General features: G+C 59.3%; 16 protein-coding genes and 3 pseudogenes. 6 read left to right on the forward strand and 13 right to left on the reverse strand.

Annotated elements, in window-relative coordinates; all coding sequences use genetic code 11:
- Positions 1-617: 617 nt before the first annotated feature.
- The 3 pseudogenes from AC1D3B_RS06955 to AC1D3B_RS06965 form a co-directional block, all read right to left on the reverse strand.
- Positions 618-1,061: pseudogene (locus AC1D3B_RS06955) on the reverse strand (IS5 family transposase); the annotation flags it as partial.
- Positions 1,062-1,351: 290 nt separating this feature from the next.
- Positions 1,352-1,900: pseudogene (locus tag AC1D3B_RS06960) on the reverse strand (IS5 family transposase); the annotation flags it as partial.
- Positions 1,901-1,944: 44 nt separating this feature from the next.
- Positions 1,945-2,319, reverse strand: a pseudogene (locus tag AC1D3B_RS06965) (SOS response-associated peptidase family protein); the annotation flags it as partial.
- A gap of 198 nt (positions 2,320-2,517) precedes the next feature.
- Between AC1D3B_RS06965 and AC1D3B_RS06970 the strand changes: the two are divergent.
- Positions 2,518-3,150, forward strand: a complete 633-nt coding sequence (locus AC1D3B_RS06970; RefSeq protein ID WP_478189922.1) for a glutathione S-transferase family protein — start codon at positions 2,518-2,520, stop codon at positions 3,148-3,150.
- Here the strand turns inward: AC1D3B_RS06970 and AC1D3B_RS06975 are convergent.
- Positions 3,125-3,379, reverse strand: a complete 255-nt coding sequence (locus AC1D3B_RS06975) for a hypothetical protein (RefSeq protein ID WP_478189923.1) — start codon at positions 3,377-3,379, stop codon at positions 3,125-3,127. The genes AC1D3B_RS06970 and AC1D3B_RS06975 overlap by 26 nt on opposite strands.
- A 203-nt stretch (positions 3,380-3,582) precedes the next feature.
- On the opposite strand from AC1D3B_RS06975, the gene AC1D3B_RS06980 reads away from it, so the two are divergent.
- A complete protein-coding gene (locus AC1D3B_RS06980; protein WP_478189924.1) occupies positions 3,583-4,179 on the forward strand; it encodes a carbonic anhydrase in 597 nt (198 codons plus the stop codon).
- A gap of 327 nt (positions 4,180-4,506) precedes the next feature.
- On the forward strand, positions 4,507-5,034 hold the full coding sequence (locus AC1D3B_RS06985; RefSeq protein WP_478189925.1) for a GNAT family N-acetyltransferase: 528 nt from the start codon (positions 4,507-4,509) through the stop codon (positions 5,032-5,034).
- Positions 5,035-5,448: 414 nt separating this feature from the next.
- Here the strand turns inward: AC1D3B_RS06985 and AC1D3B_RS06990 are convergent, their stop codons facing one another.
- On the reverse strand, positions 5,449-5,577 hold the full coding sequence (locus AC1D3B_RS06990) for a hypothetical protein (protein ID WP_478189926.1): 129 nt from the start codon (positions 5,575-5,577) through the stop codon (positions 5,449-5,451).
- Between the two features lie 515 nt (positions 5,578-6,092).
- Here AC1D3B_RS06990 and AC1D3B_RS06995 point away from each other — a divergent pair.
- Entirely contained in the window at positions 6,093-7,301 is a 1,209-nt protein-coding gene (locus AC1D3B_RS06995) for an MFS transporter (protein ID WP_478189927.1), read from the forward strand.
- Positions 7,302-7,693: 392 nt separating this feature from the next.
- Complete coding sequence (locus tag AC1D3B_RS07000; protein ID WP_478189928.1) at positions 7,694-8,260, forward strand: hypothetical protein; 567 nt, start codon at positions 7,694-7,696, stop codon at positions 8,258-8,260.
- Positions 8,261-8,379: 119 nt separating this feature from the next.
- Here the strand turns inward: AC1D3B_RS07000 and AC1D3B_RS07005 are convergent, their stop codons facing one another.
- From AC1D3B_RS07005 to AC1D3B_RS07015, 3 genes are all read right to left on the reverse strand, one after another.
- A complete protein-coding gene (locus AC1D3B_RS07005; RefSeq protein WP_478189929.1) occupies positions 8,380-9,381 on the reverse strand; it encodes a KpsF/GutQ family sugar-phosphate isomerase in 1,002 nt (333 codons plus the stop codon).
- 110 nt (positions 9,382-9,491) lie between these two features.
- Complete coding sequence (locus AC1D3B_RS07010; protein WP_478189930.1) at positions 9,492-10,247, reverse strand: DUF2182 domain-containing protein; 756 nt, start codon at positions 10,245-10,247, stop codon at positions 9,492-9,494.
- A 62-nt stretch (positions 10,248-10,309) separates the two neighbouring features.
- Positions 10,310-10,984: a DUF1326 domain-containing protein gene (locus tag AC1D3B_RS07015; protein WP_478189931.1), complete on the reverse strand. Its 675-nt coding sequence runs from the start codon at positions 10,982-10,984 to the stop codon at positions 10,310-10,312.
- Between the two features lie 275 nt (positions 10,985-11,259).
- Here AC1D3B_RS07015 and AC1D3B_RS07020 point away from each other — a divergent pair, with 275 nt between their 5' ends.
- Positions 11,260-12,075 (forward strand): GlxA family transcriptional regulator, encoded by an 816-nt coding sequence (locus AC1D3B_RS07020; protein WP_478190013.1) that lies wholly within the window; start codon positions 11,260-11,262, stop codon positions 12,073-12,075.
- 144 nt (positions 12,076-12,219) lie between these two features.
- On the opposite strand, the gene AC1D3B_RS07025 is transcribed toward AC1D3B_RS07020, so the two are convergent.
- The 5 genes from AC1D3B_RS07025 to AC1D3B_RS07045 all read right to left on the reverse strand — a co-directional run bounded on the left by AC1D3B_RS07025 (position 12,220) and on the right by AC1D3B_RS07045 (position 16,477).
- Positions 12,220-13,248: a GlxA family transcriptional regulator gene (locus AC1D3B_RS07025; RefSeq protein WP_478189932.1), complete on the reverse strand. Its 1,029-nt coding sequence runs from the start codon at positions 13,246-13,248 to the stop codon at positions 12,220-12,222.
- Between the two features lie 224 nt (positions 13,249-13,472).
- Positions 13,473-14,309 (reverse strand): SDR family oxidoreductase, encoded by an 837-nt coding sequence (locus AC1D3B_RS07030; protein WP_478189933.1) that lies wholly within the window; start codon positions 14,307-14,309, stop codon positions 13,473-13,475.
- A gap of 57 nt (positions 14,310-14,366) precedes the next feature.
- Complete coding sequence (locus tag AC1D3B_RS07035) at positions 14,367-14,822, reverse strand: MarR family winged helix-turn-helix transcriptional regulator (protein WP_478189934.1); 456 nt, start codon at positions 14,820-14,822, stop codon at positions 14,367-14,369.
- Between the two features lie 34 nt (positions 14,823-14,856).
- The gene (locus AC1D3B_RS07040) at positions 14,857-15,738 is read right to left on the reverse strand and encodes an NmrA family NAD(P)-binding protein (protein ID WP_062365167.1); all 882 of its coding nucleotides are present in this window, start codon (positions 15,736-15,738) and stop codon (positions 14,857-14,859) included.
- A gap of 97 nt (positions 15,739-15,835) precedes the next feature.
- Positions 15,836-16,477 (reverse strand): HD domain-containing protein, encoded by a 642-nt coding sequence (locus AC1D3B_RS07045; RefSeq protein WP_062365168.1) that lies wholly within the window; start codon positions 16,475-16,477, stop codon positions 15,836-15,838.
- Between the last annotated feature and the right edge of the window lie 212 nt (positions 16,478-16,689).

The following is a 16,689-nucleotide window of genomic DNA, read 5'->3' on the forward strand; positions in this document are numbered from 1 at the left end:
GCAGCAACCACATCGGCCTCGTAGGCGTGAGTGGGGTCATGGCGCGAGCAAGTTGGCCGTTTCCGGTCCGTCTTGCACGCCAGCCGCCGCCGCCAATCTCACGTGCTCATGCCATCTGCGTGTGGATGTTGCAGCGTGACAAAGAGTGCTCGATCACAAGCGGTCGCAAATCCTCTTTCGAGCAATGGATTAAACGGTAAAACTGACGGTAAAGCGCCACGGGTTTTCATCGAAGTCCAGGTTTGACGCGGCTTTTCAGGCCTCCAAGATGATGGAGTGGAATGATTTGCCACACTTCGCAGACATTCTGTAGCTATCCAACAAAATTCTCCCTGCGGCTGCATCTGAAAAGAAGCTGAGTGCAGCCAAACAGGAACAACAATATGCAGCGCAAGCATTGTCGGTTGATGAGCCTGTCATCGTTGCATTACTTGCACCATTCCTATGGTTAAGCCACTAGGGATGGTCTGCAGAACACGATCTGCAATTGCGGTTGAATGGATAAAGTGATGTCGACACAGGCAGACGGGTCGATCGAGCACGCTGGGCATCGATTTGCGGCGCGCCGCAGCCATTGCGCGGCGTTGGCGAGCCCGATTCGGGCCTTGCAGACGCACTCATCCCTTGGCCTCCATCAACTTTCGACGCACCATCCACAGATTCGACAGAGCAAACAGCGTGACGACCTGCGCCGTGTTCTTCGCCAAGCCGCGATAGCGAACTTTCGTGAACGCGAACTGCTGCTTGATCACCCGAAACGGGTGCTCGACCTTGGCTCTGATGCTGGCCTTCATCTTCTCCACACGCTCGGCCAAGAATTCAGGCTCGATGAACGGATTGAGCAGCCTGCGCTTGCCTGGGCGCATCGCCACATGCCAGGTCGGCCCTGCCGCCTCCGCTCGCTTGTGCACGCCCTGGTAACCCGAGTCCCCGAAGGCTGCATGCTCCTCGCCATGCAGCAATGCTCCAGCGACGTTGATGTCGCTGACGTTCGCTGCGGTACCGACCACCGTATGCACCAGCCCCGACGCGGCATCCACGCCGATGTGAGCTTTCATGCCTAATGTGGCGCTGCTCCATATGTGGCGCCCGGCTGTGTTGCGCTGGGGAGGCCGGGCCTTGAGCGCCACATAAATTTCACCGGAACGTGTCGGCTCCCTCCAAGTTCACAAAGGAGACTCCAGCGTGTTCGATTCCGCTTATCGGAATCCGCGCGTCCTGGCTTGGTCATCCGCAGGTCGTTGCGACCCCGAGATTTATGTGGCGACCCCGACGATCGCTCGCAGGGAAAGGCCCCCGGGCACCACATATGAATCAACGCCACATTGGGGATGAAATGTGGTCGACCACATTTCATGCCGAAGTACCACTGGTTGCCCTTCTTGACCTGATGCATTTCCGGGTCGCGCTCGCCCTCGGCGTTCTTGGTCGACGTCGGTGCCGCGATCAGCGTGGCGTCCACCGCAGTGCCCGCGCGCAGCATCAGGCCCTTGGCCTGAAGGATGTCGTTGACCAACCGCAGCATGTCGACGGCCAGGTCGTGAGCCTCCAGCAGATGGCGAAACCGCAGGATGGTGGTCTCATCAGGCAAGCGGCTCACGCCGTCGCCCAGGCCAGCGAACTCCCGGTACAGCGGCACATCGTGCAGTGCCTCTTCCATGGCCGGGTCGCTCAGCCCGAACCATTGCTGCAAGTAATGAATACGAAGCATCGTCTCGATCGCAAAAGGCGGCCGGCCAGTCTTGGCCCGAGGGCTGTGAGGCTCGACGATCTGCACCAGCGCGCCCCAGGGCACTACCCGATCCATCTCATCGAGAAACTCGCGCTTGCGCGTCTTCTTCGTCGACAGGTTCAGACCGAGGCCCAACTGATTCGGGGGAGTCACGCGTTTCGCAATCATGGGTTCAGATCATGCAAGGGACGGGCCTGTTTTGCAGACCATCCCTAGGAGTCTGGCCAGTCTAAAGTTGCCGTTGGCAAAACGGCGGCTGCGCATAGCTCTACGCCGCCCCTGTGCTCGTAATACGGCCGCTGGCGGTCCTCGAGGATCGCGTGCGAGGCCTGGAGGTTCGCGCGATCCGGCTTCAGCCAAGCATCGACGTTCTCCGGCTTGATCGGGATGATGCAGCGGTCGTGGCCCACCGCCGCAATCTCCACCGGAGGTTCATCGGTAATGGCGGAGAGCAGATCGGGCTCGCCGGGCGCCGACCATGCGGACCAGAGGCATGCGACCAGCATGTCCTGCTGCGGCCGCGGCCTGAACTCGAGCACCACATCCTCACCATCCTGGTTGACGTGCTCATAGAAGGCATTGACGACCGAGCGCGGCGAGCACATGCCCACGCTGGTCCGGGCTTGGCCGAGGGCGACAAGGACGCTTGGTCACACGCGCTCGGGGTGGCCACGTCTATGATTGGCGCACTGACCATGGCTCGCATGGTGGACGACCCGAAGCTTGCAAGTCAGATCCTCTCCGAGGCACGTTCTCGCCTAAGCACGTAGGCGCCAGGAGCACGAATGAACATCAACGTGGAACTCTGGGGAGCGCACACGGGAAACTCCCTCAGAGCGGCTATCGCGCTTGAGGAGGCTGGCGTCGCCTATTCGGTCCGGCGCGTGGATCTACGAGGAGGAGAGCAAAGAACCCCAGAATTTCTTGCCTTAAATCCGGCGGCTCAGGTGCCAGTTCTTATCGAGACGTCTGACCAAGCGCGTCTGATTCTTCCGCAATCCAACGCCATCATGTTCTACGCGGCTGCGCGCAGCAACGGTGACCTGCTGCCTGAAGCTGGGAGCACTGCGTATTTCGCGGTCTTGGAGAGATTCTTCTACTTTTTGACGGACGTGATTGGTTTCAGCGCGACAGGCTTCTTTCTCAAGAGCCGAGAAATTCCTGGAGGCGATGTCCTTTATGACCACGTCATCGATCGCGCCACTCAAGCCGAGCGATTTCTCGCCGCGTCTGATTACATGGCGGGCGACAAGTTTTCGATCGCTGACATCGCGGCGTTTACCATCATCTGGGCGTTCCGGGAACGAATGGATTTGCCGAACGTCCCGCAGTTGCATGAGTGGTATCAGCGAGTCTTGGCACGACCCGCGGTGCAACGTGGGCTGCACGCGTTCAGCCGGCGCTCCGTTGATCAATAAGCCAATCCTTGGTGAGGAGCACCATATCAATTCGGCGGTCCGATTCGCCGAGTCCGGTGCCTTTGCTGTAGACCGCGCTTCGCTCAAAGGTACCGTCAAGAACAAATTCGGAGTCCGAGCACCACATTGACATGCGCATGAACACAACGCGCACACGGACAGCGATTTCGTTACTTGGCCCAGAAACCAGCCAACCCGGGGCGACCATCTCTCTGTCAAGAATGCTCAAGGAACGCGCCGCGCGCTGAGATCGTGCAGATTCCCCGCATGGCAGAAATCAACCGCGTTCTGTCATTACTGCCTCACTCCCGGGGGCTATTCTCTCCGACGAGCTGCCTGCCAAGAGAAGGACGGCGGCCAGAATTCAGTTGTGGTTCGCGATCCTCCGAGCGTTGGTCGCAGCGTCATCAACGAACATGACTGGAGTAGAACATGTGCGATTTCGCGAAATTTAGATTTTTGAATCTCCCCGGACTCGACGAAGCATCATTGCGCTCGTTGTTTCCTACGTTTGTCCCGATGAAGACACTGGTGGTCTATTGCATCGATCCGCGAGTGAGTGGGATTCCAAAAGCCGTAGCCGAGCATTTTGGAGATGAGATTTACCCAGGAGAGGTCATTCTTGACGAGTCTGGCAACAAGGTTGGTGCGACGACAACGTTGTTTGCCGTAGCAAATGCTGGCGGCCGCGCTATCGGAGCCCTGCAGTCGATATCGACGATGCAGTACCTATTCAACTTCAAGAACGTCGTTGTAGTACACCATTCATTCTGTGGCGCGACGTCGTTCACGCCCGAAGGCCTCATTGAGGCATTTAAAAAGGAAGAAGGTGTTGACATCTCCTCGGCATACGACCGAGAAAGTCTCAGCATCGCTGACTACGAGAAGTCGCTTAAGTACGACGTGGCTCTTTTGCGTTCTAACACGGGCGTTCCGAAGCACTTGAATCTCTATGGCTTTTTCTACAACATCGATAGTGGTGAACTGGTCGAAGTGGTGCGGGATATCCCCAGCCCGAACCCGACATGAACTGATGGGCGCTACTCTGTTAAGCAGAGTTCACATTCCGCTGGGGCGCCCCTTTCGCAATCAACCAACGCTCTTGGCGGGTTGGCCCGAACTGGAGCACAGATCGATTAGCCATGGCTCGCCGCATGCGGGAATGGAGACCGATTCCGGCCAAGACGCGAGCTGCACGTCACTTTTGAATGGGGATGCAAAGACGAGATTCGAGTGGCACCTGACAGCACGAACATATACCATCGGTGAGTGACATCGGCGCCAACGACTTCATCGATGACGCCGCCGCAACGAGCGATTTTTCCCATTGAAAGTCCGACACCAAAGAGGATCCACATGGAAACGCAAGTCTTTGTCCGAGACATTAAGCCTGAGGAGTTTGTGGCGCTTGGGGAACTTCTCGTCGATGTCTATTCGACACTCGTTAACTTTCCAACGCCTCTCGAACAGCCCGCCTACTATGAAATGCTGAAGGGCATTGGCGAGTTCACGAAAAAGCCCGGCGCAAGGGTGCTCGTCGCACTCTTGGCGTCCGGGGAACTCGCTGGAGGAGTTGTCTACTTTGGAGATATGAGTCAGTACGGCCCCGCTATCGCAGTGGACGTCAAACAGGCCTCGGGCATCCGCCTCCTTGGTGTTCATCCCAAGTGCCAGAACATGGGAATCGGCAAGGCGCTCGCGATTGCCTGTATTGCTGCAGCTCGTGAGCAAGAGCATAGCGAAGTCATCCTGCACACCACCAAAGCGATGCAGACCGCATGGGGGATGTACGAGCGGCTTGGTTTCGCAAGGTCCCCCGACCTAGATTTCCTACAGGGGGAGTTGTCGGTTTTTGGTTTCCGGCTGTCTCTGGGGGGACGCTGAGAGCTTGATGAAGCTCGCACTTCTCGCTATCGGCCATCTCGTGCTTGCAGTGGGTCGCAACTCTCGAAGCCAAGTCTGAGAATCGCGGGACCTCACGTTGCCGCGCCAAACCAGGCCGCTGCGCCGAGCGGCCGGGGCGGCACCCCGAAGCGGCAACACTTTACGCGGTCGCCCAGGCAATTTCCGAGTGACGTATGTGCTGTGCCGTTCGACGTACAAGCGGTCGCGCAAGGTGACGCCGGTCAGCCGCTGATATCAGGGCGTGGGCGTGGCCCGCATGCGAGCGGTCAATGGCTAGCAGCTTAGGTGATTGATGTCGAGGGCGGGAGCACTCCCGACCGGGTGTGGACGCAGGCAAGTGTCTCTTCGCGTTCTGCCAACCTTCAACGGAGTCGCGCAGGACGACGTCTATGACTAGAAGGCCGGATTTCGCGGCCACTTCTTGAGCTCGTCGTTCGGTGTGCAATAGTGCTTTTCCGTGTCAGAAAAAATCTGGATCTCCGGCTTCACCCAGCTATCGTCGTCGAGCGTCGCAGCCTTCACGGCTCCTCGCCATACACCTTACCGAGCGGCTGCGCGACCAGTTCGCAGAGGTAGGAGCTGGAGACGATTTTGTCCGCACCAACGTTGGTCGTGCATCGCACCGCCGCGGAGCGCCATGGCCGTCGAGGTCGAAAATCCAGGCTCGCACAGTCCTTCAACTCGCCTTGAAGCGCTCTGCGTAGCTGTCTCTATCAATTCAAGCAATTTCTCTTGTCTCGAAAAGACAGGGGTCATGAGACAAGCCGAACATTAGGCGTGCGGTGCGACCGGTCGATCCGATTGCCGTTCGCGGTCAGATGTATCTCCAATCTATGACGTGATGCGAAGGAGGACTCGTTCGTAGCTGTACATCCAGTTGATTTGCATGCGCTCGAGACCTTGACGTGTGGGGTCGGTCAGGCGCTCGAAGGGAATCGGTGCCGGAGCGGTTGTGTCAGTAAAAGCCTGAAATGTGTCACACGTCGGTGTGACACCTGCGCAAAACTTGCGATCAATTCCTGTTTGCTGAGGTGACTATGTCTGACGCCCGCGACGGCCGGAGGAACGCCCGCGTGCTAGCCACGTGTCAAGGGCTCTTTACTGCGGCTATTTCCATTGACCTCACGCTGACGGCCATCACTGGCCACCAGCTCGCGCCCGATAAGGCTCTTGCCACACTGCCTTTTGCGCTCATCACAGTCGCTGGTGCCGTGGTGACTTGGTTCGCGTCCCTCCTGATGCAGCGTATTGGGCGACGCGCTGGCTTTGCACTTGGTGCCGCGTGCGGGACCCTGGGAGGCCTCATTTCCGTATTCGCCGTCTTTCACGAGAACTTCTGGGTGTTCTGTGCTGGCACGTCGTTGGTTGGAGCCTTCCAAGCCTTTGCACAGTACTACCGACTGGCGGCAGCTGACGCGGTGTCGGCTGAGGACAAGGGCAGGGCCGTGTCGACCGTGCTCGCGGGTGGCGTCATTGCTGCCATTGTCGGCCCAGCATTGGCCGCATGGAGTAGGGACCTGTTTCCGGTAGCACTGTTTGCAGGGGCCTATCTGATGATCGCTCTGTTGGGAGCGATCTCGGTACTGCTCTTGCTCTTGATGTATCGCGATGCGGACGGCCCAAATGCAGCGCCGGCGGCCGATGATCATCTGCCCCCACGGCCATTGCGCGAGATCGCGCGTACTCCCATCTTCGTTGCGGCATTGGCGAACAGCGTCGTTGGGTCCGTTTCGATGATGTTCATCATGACGGCTGCCCCGCTCGCTGCGGTTGGCTGTAACCACAGCATCAGCGAGGGCGCGAACATCATGCAGTGGCACCTTTTCGGCATGTTCGCTCCCTCACTCTTCGCTGGCGCCTTGATCAAGAAGATTGGACTTTCGCGAGTGCTGACGCTCGGCATGGTTTTGAACGTGCTGGCATCGTTGGTGGCGATGAGCTCCACCTCGCTGCCAGCGTTCTTCGCCGCGCTGCTCTTCTTGGGCGTGGGCTGGAACTTTATGTTCGTTGGCGGGACAACGCTGCTGGCGCAATCCCATCGGCCTAGCGAGCGAGGGCGAGTGCAAGGTGCTGGTGAGTTGCTGCGAAATGGGTTCACAGCTTTCGCTACGCTGGCCGCCGGCCCCGCACTAGACTACTTTGGATGGGCAGCGCTCAATGCGGCCATGCTCCCCGTCGTCCTGCTCGCTGGTTTCATGACGTGGACCTGGGTTCGCGCGATTCGTCTATCGCCTGCGTTCTCGTGAACTGCTTGACGAGCCAGTCTCGGCGCGATCGTGGATTCGACGATTCCAGATACCGCGCTTGTGAATTAAGTACGGCCAAGCCTGTTCGCGATCTCGATGAAAGGCACGACGCCCATACTCAGTTCGCTACGCGTCTGCTGAGGTGGACCTCTCCCGGCAACTCGAAGGTGGTGCACATCAGTCTTTGGCGCATTGCGTTGTCGGTGCTCTTGTCCGCGTAGAAGACCGCGTAGGCGGCCTCCGAGTTCTCGCTGGCCCTCGCAACGAACTAAAGGAACGCGACCATGTCACGCCGCCGCCTTGCCCTGCTTCTCATGCTGCTGCCGTTGGCCTTGGCCGCCTGCAGTGCCATGCCCTCCGCGTTCCCTTCATCCACTCCAGGAGCATCCCCCATGACTCTCGAACAGACCAAGCAGGCCATTGCCGGCGACTGGATCAGCCTCGCTCCCGAGATTCGTCCCAGCGCCCTCAAGAACGCGGACGGCACACTCAAGCCCTTTTACTTGAAGCGCGAGTTCAAGGCTTTGGCGGACGACCGATTCGAGCTGATCGTCATCAATTCGGCGGACCCTTACGGCAAGGTACCAATGACAAAGATCCTGATCAGGGGCCACATCCACTGGCGCGGCGATCACCCTATTGCCTCCGGCGCGCAGAAGGTGGACTTCGTCGCCGACGAAGCCTACGAAGTTATGCCACTGGTGCGGGGCTTTGCCGACCTGCTTAACCAGGTGTCTGCCCAGGGCTATGCCAAATGGGAAGTTGGCCAAGCGCAAAGCGTCTTCGGCAAGGATTTTGCGCCATTCGGCCTCACGGCAGGCAAGGATTTCATGGAGTACGACCTGGTCTACGTGGCGCACGGGCTGTTGTTCTGGGGCGCCCGAAACGTGGATGGCCGCGGTTTTGATAGTGAGCAGAACCGTCCGACTAATCTGCAGATTCCACTTGCGCGCAAGTGACGCGGAGCAGTGGAACGCGTCGAGCGAACTGGACGTCGGGTTGGCAGTCGTCATCTGCACGTCCGGCGCTATCAGCCCTCCTAGGCGCCAAGCAATGTCTCTACTTGACTTCGTAGGTATCAGATAACCTTCGCGCGCAACAGGTCGTTGACGCTGAGCGCGCCGATCAGGACGCCGGCGGCATCGACCACCAGTACGCTCGCGATGCGGTGCTGCTCCATCAACTCGGCGGCCTCGGCCGCGAGTGCCTCGGCGCGCAGCGTGTGCGGGCCGACGTGCATCACGTCGCCGGCCTTTAGGGTCCGCAGGTCCGCGCCCGTGTCGACCTGTCGGCGGAGGTCGCCGTCCGTGAAGATGCCAATGGCACGGCCTTCTGAATCGACCACGGCGGTGGCGCCCAATCCCTTTGCGCTCATCTCGCGCATCAGTTCGCTCAGGCTGGCGTTGGGCCCGACGCGCGGCACCGCATCGCCGGAGCGCATGACGTCGCTCACATGCGTCAGGAGCTTGCGTCCCAGCGCGCCGCTGGGGTGCGAGCGGGCAAAGTCTTCGGTGCCGAAGCCGCGCGCGTCGAGCAACGCGACGGCGAGCGCGTCGCCGAGGGCCATCTGCGCAGCGGTGCTGGCAGTGGGCGTGAGGTTGAGAGGACAGGCCTCCTTCTCGACTCCGCTGTCCAGGACAATGTCTGCATGACGCGCCAGGGTGGAGTCCGCATCGCCGGTCATGGCGATCAGCGGCACGCCTAGCCGCTTGACGGCCGGAAGGATGACGTTGAGTTCTTCGACTTCGCCGCTGTTGGAAATGGCGAGCACGAGATCGACTGCCTTGATCATGCCGAGGTCGCCGTGGCTCGCTTCGGCCGGATGCACGAACATGGCTGGAGTACCCATCGACGCGAGAGTAGCGGCAATCTTGCGGGCCACGTGACCGCTCTTGCCCATGCCCATGACGACCACGCGCCCGCGCACTTCGAGAATCTTCCGAACGGCCTTTACGAAGCTGGGGCCGATGCGCTGCTTGACGCCGAGCACGGCCGCAGCCTCGATGTCGAAGGTGATGCGCGCCCGCGCGAGCATGGCATCGGCATCAGCCGTCGGGGCCAGCGCAGGTTGGGAGCGCATTGACGGATTGCATGGGCAGGGCGGGGTGCACACTCCTTGAAGGCACCTTGCATTCTCGTTTGAAGCCGAACGGAGGTGCACCAGAGGCTTCTCAAACTCAGTGTTCAATTTCAGAACAATCCTTTGCAGACACTGCCAAACATCATGGGGTCTTTGAGTAGAGGTGCGGTGTCCGGCGACACTGCGATCCAAAGGCCCATTGCCCAAAGGAAGATTGCAATCGGCACTGTGAGAGCGCGACCTTTCGGCAAGACTTTCTCCGCGAACATGAAAGCCGTCAGAAGAGCCATCCAAGTGAGGCTCATGGCACCGACAGCAAACATGACTGCCATCAAGGCCCAACAGCAGCCGACGCAGACCAGTCCATGTCGGGCACCCATTGCCACAGCGCCGAGGTTTCCCTCTTGCCAGTGGCGAGCGAAGAATGCAAGCGGCGACCGGCATCCTTTCAGGCAGGAGTGCTTGAGCGTTGAGAGCTGATAGAAACCCGCGCCAATCAAAATTGCACCAGCCAACTGTGGTCCGGCTCGATTCCACGCGATGAAGTCGGGGCTGATAGCTCGAACGGCGAAATCTAGGACGTACGCGCCCAAACCGTAGGCGATCCAGGCAATTCCATAGCCCGACATGAAACTGACTAAGGCTTGGGAACGCATCGACGAACTTCTTCCCCGCGCCTTAAGCACGGCGCCGAAGGCTCCGACGTAATTCAGTTCCGATGGAAGCATCATGGCAGTCAGCATCACTGTCCACCCCAACAGGAAGATCGGAAGCTCGTGAAGTTGTGTTCCGGGGCCCTCGTCCATCCCGGACATCAAGACCAGAACAGCTAGCCATGATGCGACGCCGATGGCTACGACGATCATCGTCCAACTGTTGACCCTCAGTCCGCGTCGGCGTTGTCCGCTTGATGCGGTCGGGCTCGCATTCATTGCGCGTCTGGTCCGTGCCAATCAAAGGGAATGTGCTTGCTGGCCTGACCGGCCGGGATGACCTGGTCGAAGCCGAAGGCGTCCCAGCGGCCCACGACGCTCTTGCCCCAGGTCACTGGATCACTTGTTGGGCCAACTTCGCTGCCGGGAGGGTTGTAGCTCTGAAGCAGCTTGGTTGGATCGGAGGTTGGGCCGCTCATGGGCTTGCCGCTTGCCTCAACCTTATCTTCCACCTTCACGCTCCAATGTTCGAGCGCATGGTCGACCTCGATCGAGATATCTGCGAACTCAACGCCTCGAACGTCGCGGACATGCGTCGGCACGAACTGAGTCATCCATCCGCCAGCCTGCCCGGTGAAGATGGCGACGAGTGCCTTTCGCTGTTCCTCGTTGGCTGCTGCGTCGAAAAAGATTCCAGTGTCCAGCATGCCGCCATCCCAGAGATTCCCGTCGAACGCAGAAAGCAGGACAACCTTTAGTCCGGCCATCGCGACGTCGCCGTAGTGACCTTCGTTGATTCTGTACGCCCACATGACTTCACAGTGGTTGCGAGTCGGAGGCTGTGCATAGGTGCAGGGGCACGGGGAGTTACAGGAGCACACGTCGAACCACTCGCCGGCGATCCGCCACGCCGGAGTAACGCTGGCGTCCGCTGCTGCTTGATCGGTCATTGCTATCCAGATTGTTTGTTGAAGAAGCGTGGACAGTTTCGAGCCGAGACGTCAAGATGCACAGTGGCGATATCGACATTTCAAGGGGCACTTCCGACATGACATTTCATAAGCCGGCGGAGATCGGGGTCGTCAGGTACCCGGGCGCCCAGCTCGCCGCTGTGCATGGCTTGACTGATCTATTCGAGGCAGCAAATCGCCTCGCGGTGCAGCATTGTGTTGAGTCGCCTACCTTCTTGCGCGTGAGCCATTGGAAGACGCCAGCACTAGGCAAGATGCCTATTCGCGATGAGGACCGTGGAGGGCGAGATGAGAACTCCGCGCCAGAGGTGCTCGTTCTGCCACCGAGCACCTGGGTCCCCCCCAGCGCAGAGGATGCTGAGCCTCTGGTGGATTGGCTCGTTGACCGCCACCACTTGGGCACAACGCTCGCATCGGTTTGTGGCGGAGCCTTCGTCCTGGCCGAGACTGGACTTCTGGTCGGACGTGCGGCGACGACCCATTGGGTTCACGCTGAGAAGTTCCGGGCGAGATTTCCCGATGTGCATCTCGACATCGACAGGATCATCATCGACGATGGAGACATCATGACTGCGGGCGGAATGATGGCTTGGGTGGACCTTGGGCTGCGCTTGGTGGATCGCTTATTGGGGCCAGTCATCATGGCTGAGACGGCGCGCTACTTGTTGGTCGACCTACCAGGGCGGGAACAGCGCTTCTACAGCGCATTTTCGCCAGTCTTGGCGCATGGAGACGCGGCGGTGCTGAAGGTCCAGCATTGGTTGCAATCGACAGGAGCGAAGGACGCCGATCTGGCATCCCTAGCTTCATGTGCAGGGTTGGAGGAGAGAACGCTTCTTAGGCGCTTCAGAAAGGCTACCGGTCTTACGCCTATCGACTATTGCCAACGACTTCGTGTCGGAAAAGCACGAGAACTGCTGCAGTTCAGCAAATCGCCAGTAGAGTCGATCGCGTGGGAGGTCGGCTACAGCGACCCCGGCGCGTTCAGGAAGATCTTCCTTCGCGTGACCGGCCTCACTCCTAGCGACTACCGCCGGAGGTTTAGCGTCATGGCGAAGCCGGCAAGCTAGCTTGCTCTACAGCAATCTCACATCGATCTTGAAAACGACCAGTGGTACGAGCGCCGCTTCGGGGCGCTTTCGTGCCACGCAGAGAATGGGATTCACCGGCGCATGATCTAGCTGACGCGAAACCCGTTCCGTTGCACCCGTCAGTCAGGCACGCTTGCTTTCTATAGCGAACCGTTGAGCGTACTCCTTTGGGGTCACGCCGAGGCGGCGCACAAACGCCCTCCGCAGAACGTCCACACTCTGATAACCACACCGGCGCGCAATCGTCTCCAATGACCGTCCCCCGAGTTCCAGAGCTCGGCAGACCGCTTCGAGCCGAACGTCCTCGACGTACTTGGCGGGGGTCGTCTTCAATTCTCTCTGGAACAGCCGCACCAGTGTTCTCACGCTCGTCGCTGCGACGTCAGCAAGCATTTCGACCGTCATCTCGGTATTCAGGTGCTCGTTTATCCAATGACGTAGGCCGTCAAGAGTGGGGCCCMGCCCTTGCTGGGCCCGGAGCGCTACGCTGAACTGCGCCTGCCCTCCCGGGCGCCGGAGGAATAGCACCAAATACTTTGCGAGTTCCAAGGCGAACTCGTTTCCCAGGTCCTCTCCCACCAGGGACAAAGCGAGGTCAATTCCCGATGAGATTCCAGCAGACGTATATACATTGCCGTCTTTCACCCAGATCGGATTCGGTTCCACCTGCACCTTCGGGTAACGGTCCGCCAGGCGCTGTGCTGCGGACCAATGGGTCGTCGCTCGCCGGCCATCCAGAAGTCCGGCCTCCGCCAAAGCAAATGCACCAACACATATCGAGCACACACGCCGCACGTTCTTGGCGCGAGTCTTGATCCAATCGATAGCACGGGGGTCCAGTTGCTCCGGCGAAGACATGCCGGAGGCGACGATGAGGGTATCGATGGGCAGACTTGCCCGCCGCTCTTCGTCCAACGTCCTGTGACCCCTGAGTCCAATGCCTGTTTCGCTTTCCAGATGGACATCGGAACCTGAACTTATCAGTTCAAGCGAATACGGCGCGGTTTCTCCCTTATGCATTCTGCTGGCCAAGCCGAAAACTTCGGCCGGACCTATGACGTCCAGCGCATCCACGGGCACCAAGCCCAGGATGACCACCCGCTTTCGCGCAGAACCCGTGGGCGCGCTTTCGGACTTCGTTCGCTTCTTCATTCTGGTTTCACGTGACGAAGAAGCGATTCTGGCATAAATAATCTGGAGCGTGTCATTCCTGCCAAGAATGAGATCCGTAGACTCAATCGACGGTCAGCTCACATAAGGGGCCTCGAAGATCAGCCCGAAGCGGCTGTAGAACTTTCTCCAAAGCGGCCTTGTGATGTCGTGAAGACAAATATGACTGCCGCAGAAAAAGGTCGACAGCGCCCAGCGACCGCCCCTCACTCGTCGAACTCGGTCGAATGCGCCAACGCCTTCTGGGCCTCAAGGGCAGAGAGCCTCGAGGTCAGAGCTTCGTGGACAAAGGCGTAAGCATCACTTCCCAATGTAAGTCGCCTCGGCGCAGGGCTTTGTGAGGTCGAATCGATAATCGCTTGAGCAACTTTGCGCGGGTCACCGCGGAACATGGAAAGTCCTGCGGAAGCAACCATGCGCCTGAAGTCCCCGACGGCCGTCTTATCGTAGACCTCCATCGCCTTACCGAATGCGGCGCTCGAGGTCCCAAAGTTTGTGCGGGAGGCACCAGGCTCGACGAGCGTTACCTCGATTCCGAAGCCAGCGATTTCTGGAATCGTTCCTTCATAGAAGCCCTCGATACCCCACTTGGTCGCCGCGTAGACGCCCATCGTCGGATACGAGCCTTGGCCAACCATGGACGAAATCTGAACGATTCGCCCGCCGCCTTGACTGCGCAAGTGCGGAATCACGGCCCGGGCGATATGGATTGAGCCAAGCAAGTTGGTGTCGACCTGCCGCTCGATCTGTGCGTCATCAACTTCTTCTGCCGCGCCGAGCAATGCATATCCTGCATTGCTGACAACAACGTCGATACGCTTGAGGTCGGAGAACGCTTTCCCGACGACACGTCGAACGTCGTCGGCGTGCACGACGTCGAGGATCTCCACCCAGAGTCGGTCGCCGTGCGCCTTCTTCAGATCGTCCAGAGCGCCTTCCTTGCGAACGGTGGCCGCGACTCGGTCACCTCGTTGCAGGAGAATCTCGGTGAGCTGGCGGCCGAAGCCGCTGCTGGTGCCAGTGATAAGCCATGTTCTTGACATGATGGTTCCTTTCAGTGAGCCAGCGGCTGCGGCTCGATTTCCAGCCAATTCAACAGTTCAACTCACGCAAACGGATGTGTGGCGCATATCCAGGCTAGCCAACTCCATCTTGAGCGCGACTACTCTCTGCGTTCCATTCAATACTTCCATCCGGCGCTGCGCTTGCAGCCAAAGGGGAAAGGCCTGGCGAAGGAGTCGTTGCCCTGCCTGTGTGAGCTCTACCAAGCGCGTGCGGCCATCAGTTGGCGCGGGTCCAATCTGAACCAGGCCATCTCGCTCCAGAACGGAGGCCATCTTTCCCATGGCCGTCCGTTCGGTGTCGAGGCGTTCAGCAAGGGTGTTGATGGGCGCACTCTTAACCTCTTCGAGCAAGGCCAGAATCAGAAACTGCGATATCCGTAGTCCAGTCGGCTGCAGATGCGCGTCATACAGCCTCGCCGCCTGCCGGGCCGCCTTCTTGATGGCAAAGCAGTTGCAATCCTCGATTCGTGCGGGCGCATCGACTACGGACATACCAAGCTCCTGGATTCCGAACTGACTCAACCCTTCAGACAAACGCGTCCCGGTTCTTCGCGATGAAGTCGGCAACGGATAGGGCCGGCTTGCCCGTCACCTCCTCGACGGCATCGTTTGTTCCCGCGAACACTCCGTTCTGATAGTCCTGCGCCACCTCGACCAGGTGTTGAACGAGGAATGGGTTGAACTTGTAGGTGTGCTGCATCTCATGCCGGAACTCTTCGATGGAGAGTGGGGCATATTCGATCTTCGCGCCAAGTACTTCGCTCATGGCTGCGGCAATCTGGTCATGATTCATCTCGACCGGACCATGAAGGGTGTAAGTCTTGCCCCCGTGTGATGAAGGGTTGGCTAGGATGTGTGCAATGACGCGGCCCTGGTCGTCGGTGCTGATGGGCGCGTGACGCCCACCTCCAAACGGAAACTGAATGCGCTTCCTCGCCCAGATCTCATGCGCGAAATGAGGATAGACGAGCCAGTCGGCAAAGAAGGTGGGACGCAGGTGGGTCGTCGCCACGCCTGACCAGTCGAAAACACGTTCTGCAACCCAGTGGTCCTGCGCGGCATGGCTCTTCGAGTCCCGCCGGGCTGAAATCTGCGACATGTTGACGATGGCTTCGACACCCGCCTCCTTCGCAGCCTGCGCAAAGAATGCGCTTGCGTGCACGATGCCCGGGCTGAGGGGATGCAGGAAATAGGCGGAGCGAATTCCCTCCATCGCAGAGCGGATGGCATCGAGGTCAGTGAAGTCGCCCACGGCAATCTCGACGCCCTTGTCGCGCAACGCCTGCGCAGCGTCACCATCAGCGCGCACATAGGCCCGCACGCGCCTGTCCATCTTCAACAATGTGTCAATCGCGGCGCCGCCGGTACGGCCGGTAGCGCCACTCACGAGGATGTCTGCTTGAATCATGATTTCATTTCCTTCAGCCGGTACGGGCATATGCTCGTAGTCGACAAGACTGTGCCCGTTCAGTGGAGGCACAAGGCCACTTTCTTCCGGGAACGCGTCAGCTCTCAAAGGGAGCGTGGTCCAGCAAATCGCAGACGTCGGGAATCTCGAAGCCATGTACATGACGGCGACCGATATCTGCCAAGCCGGTGCCCACCGTGGTGTGCGGCTTCTTTCTGGCTACCTCTGCCAAGGCTTGCTGAAAAGCAACCTTGAATCCGACGCGCGGGTACAGCGCAAGCGTGTCGTCGATGAGCGATGGCGCAATCTCGTCAATGCGCAGCCCCATCACGTCCACATGAGCGCCCATGTGAACCAGAGCCACCTCGGGCGCCCCACGGTCCGCGATGCCGGCACTCGAGTGCAAGGCAATGGCGTCCCAGACAAGCCGCGCTTTCGCTTCAGCGTAGCCGTCCGCAATCAGGATCCGACTGGCGGCGTCTGCGCCATCAACCTCGAACCTGTTGTCTGCTGCATATTCGTTCGTCAGACCCAGGTCATGAAGGAGAGAGGCAAGGTAGACCGCCTCACGGTCGTATTTCATGCCGCGCTTGCGGCCGAGGAACTCGGAGAACCACCAGGTTCGATGCAGATGGTTCTTCATCGCAGGCGAGTGAACCTGCTCTACGAGTGAGGATGCCTTGCGGGTCAGTGCAGAACTCGGAGCGCTTACTCCTCCGATGAGGACGGGAGTTTCCATGTCGGGTGTTCCTGAAGGTCTTGTTGACAGGCCTTCACTGTAGGAGCCGACGAATAGACATAAATGACTGTTTGTGGACGATTTACGCCAAAGATTGACCTGTCCGCCGGGACCGCCATCACCCAGCGAAACTGCCCGGTAAGCCACTCCAGGCGCCCGCGCAGACGCATCGTCATCCTCAGCCTGGCTCCTGTGGTCGCCCGCCTAGCGGC

Source organism: Variovorax sp. P5_A3, from assembly GCF_056400665.1.

Coding starts and splice junctions, on each gene's coding strand:
- AC1D3B_RS07015 (WP_478189931.1), bottom strand. CDS start 10,984: ATGACCGATCAAGCAGCAGCGGACGCCAGCGTTACTCCGGCGTGGCGG.
- AC1D3B_RS07010 (WP_478189930.1), bottom strand. CDS start 10,247: ATGATCGTCGTAGCCATCGGCGTCGCATCATGGCTAGCTGTTCTGGTC.
- AC1D3B_RS07040 (WP_062365167.1), bottom strand. CDS start 15,738: ATGATTCAAGCAGACATCCTCGTGAGTGGCGCTACCGGCCGTACCGGC.
- AC1D3B_RS07045 (WP_062365168.1), bottom strand. CDS start 16,477: ATGGAAACTCCCGTCCTCATCGGAGGAGTAAGCGCTCCGAGTTCTGCA.
- AC1D3B_RS07000 (WP_478189928.1), top strand. CDS start 7,694: ATGACTCTCGAACAGACCAAGCAGGCCATTGCCGGCGACTGGATCAGC.
- AC1D3B_RS07035 (WP_478189934.1), bottom strand. CDS start 14,822: ATGTCCGTAGTCGATGCGCCCGCACGAATCGAGGATTGCAACTGCTTT.
- AC1D3B_RS06995 (WP_478189927.1), top strand. CDS start 6,093: ATGTCTGACGCCCGCGACGGCCGGAGGAACGCCCGCGTGCTAGCCACG.
- AC1D3B_RS06985 (WP_478189925.1), top strand. CDS start 4,507: ATGGAAACGCAAGTCTTTGTCCGAGACATTAAGCCTGAGGAGTTTGTG.
- AC1D3B_RS07005 (WP_478189929.1), bottom strand. CDS start 9,381: ATGCGCTCCCAACCTGCGCTGGCCCCGACGGCTGATGCCGATGCCATG.
- AC1D3B_RS06980 (WP_478189924.1), top strand. CDS start 3,583: ATGTGCGATTTCGCGAAATTTAGATTTTTGAATCTCCCCGGACTCGAC.
- AC1D3B_RS07020 (WP_478190013.1), top strand. CDS start 11,260: ATGCCTATTCGCGATGAGGACCGTGGAGGGCGAGATGAGAACTCCGCG.
- AC1D3B_RS06970 (WP_478189922.1), top strand. CDS start 2,518: ATGAACATCAACGTGGAACTCTGGGGAGCGCACACGGGAAACTCCCTC.
- AC1D3B_RS07030 (WP_478189933.1), bottom strand. CDS start 14,309: ATGTCAAGAACATGGCTTATCACTGGCACCAGCAGCGGCTTCGGCCGC.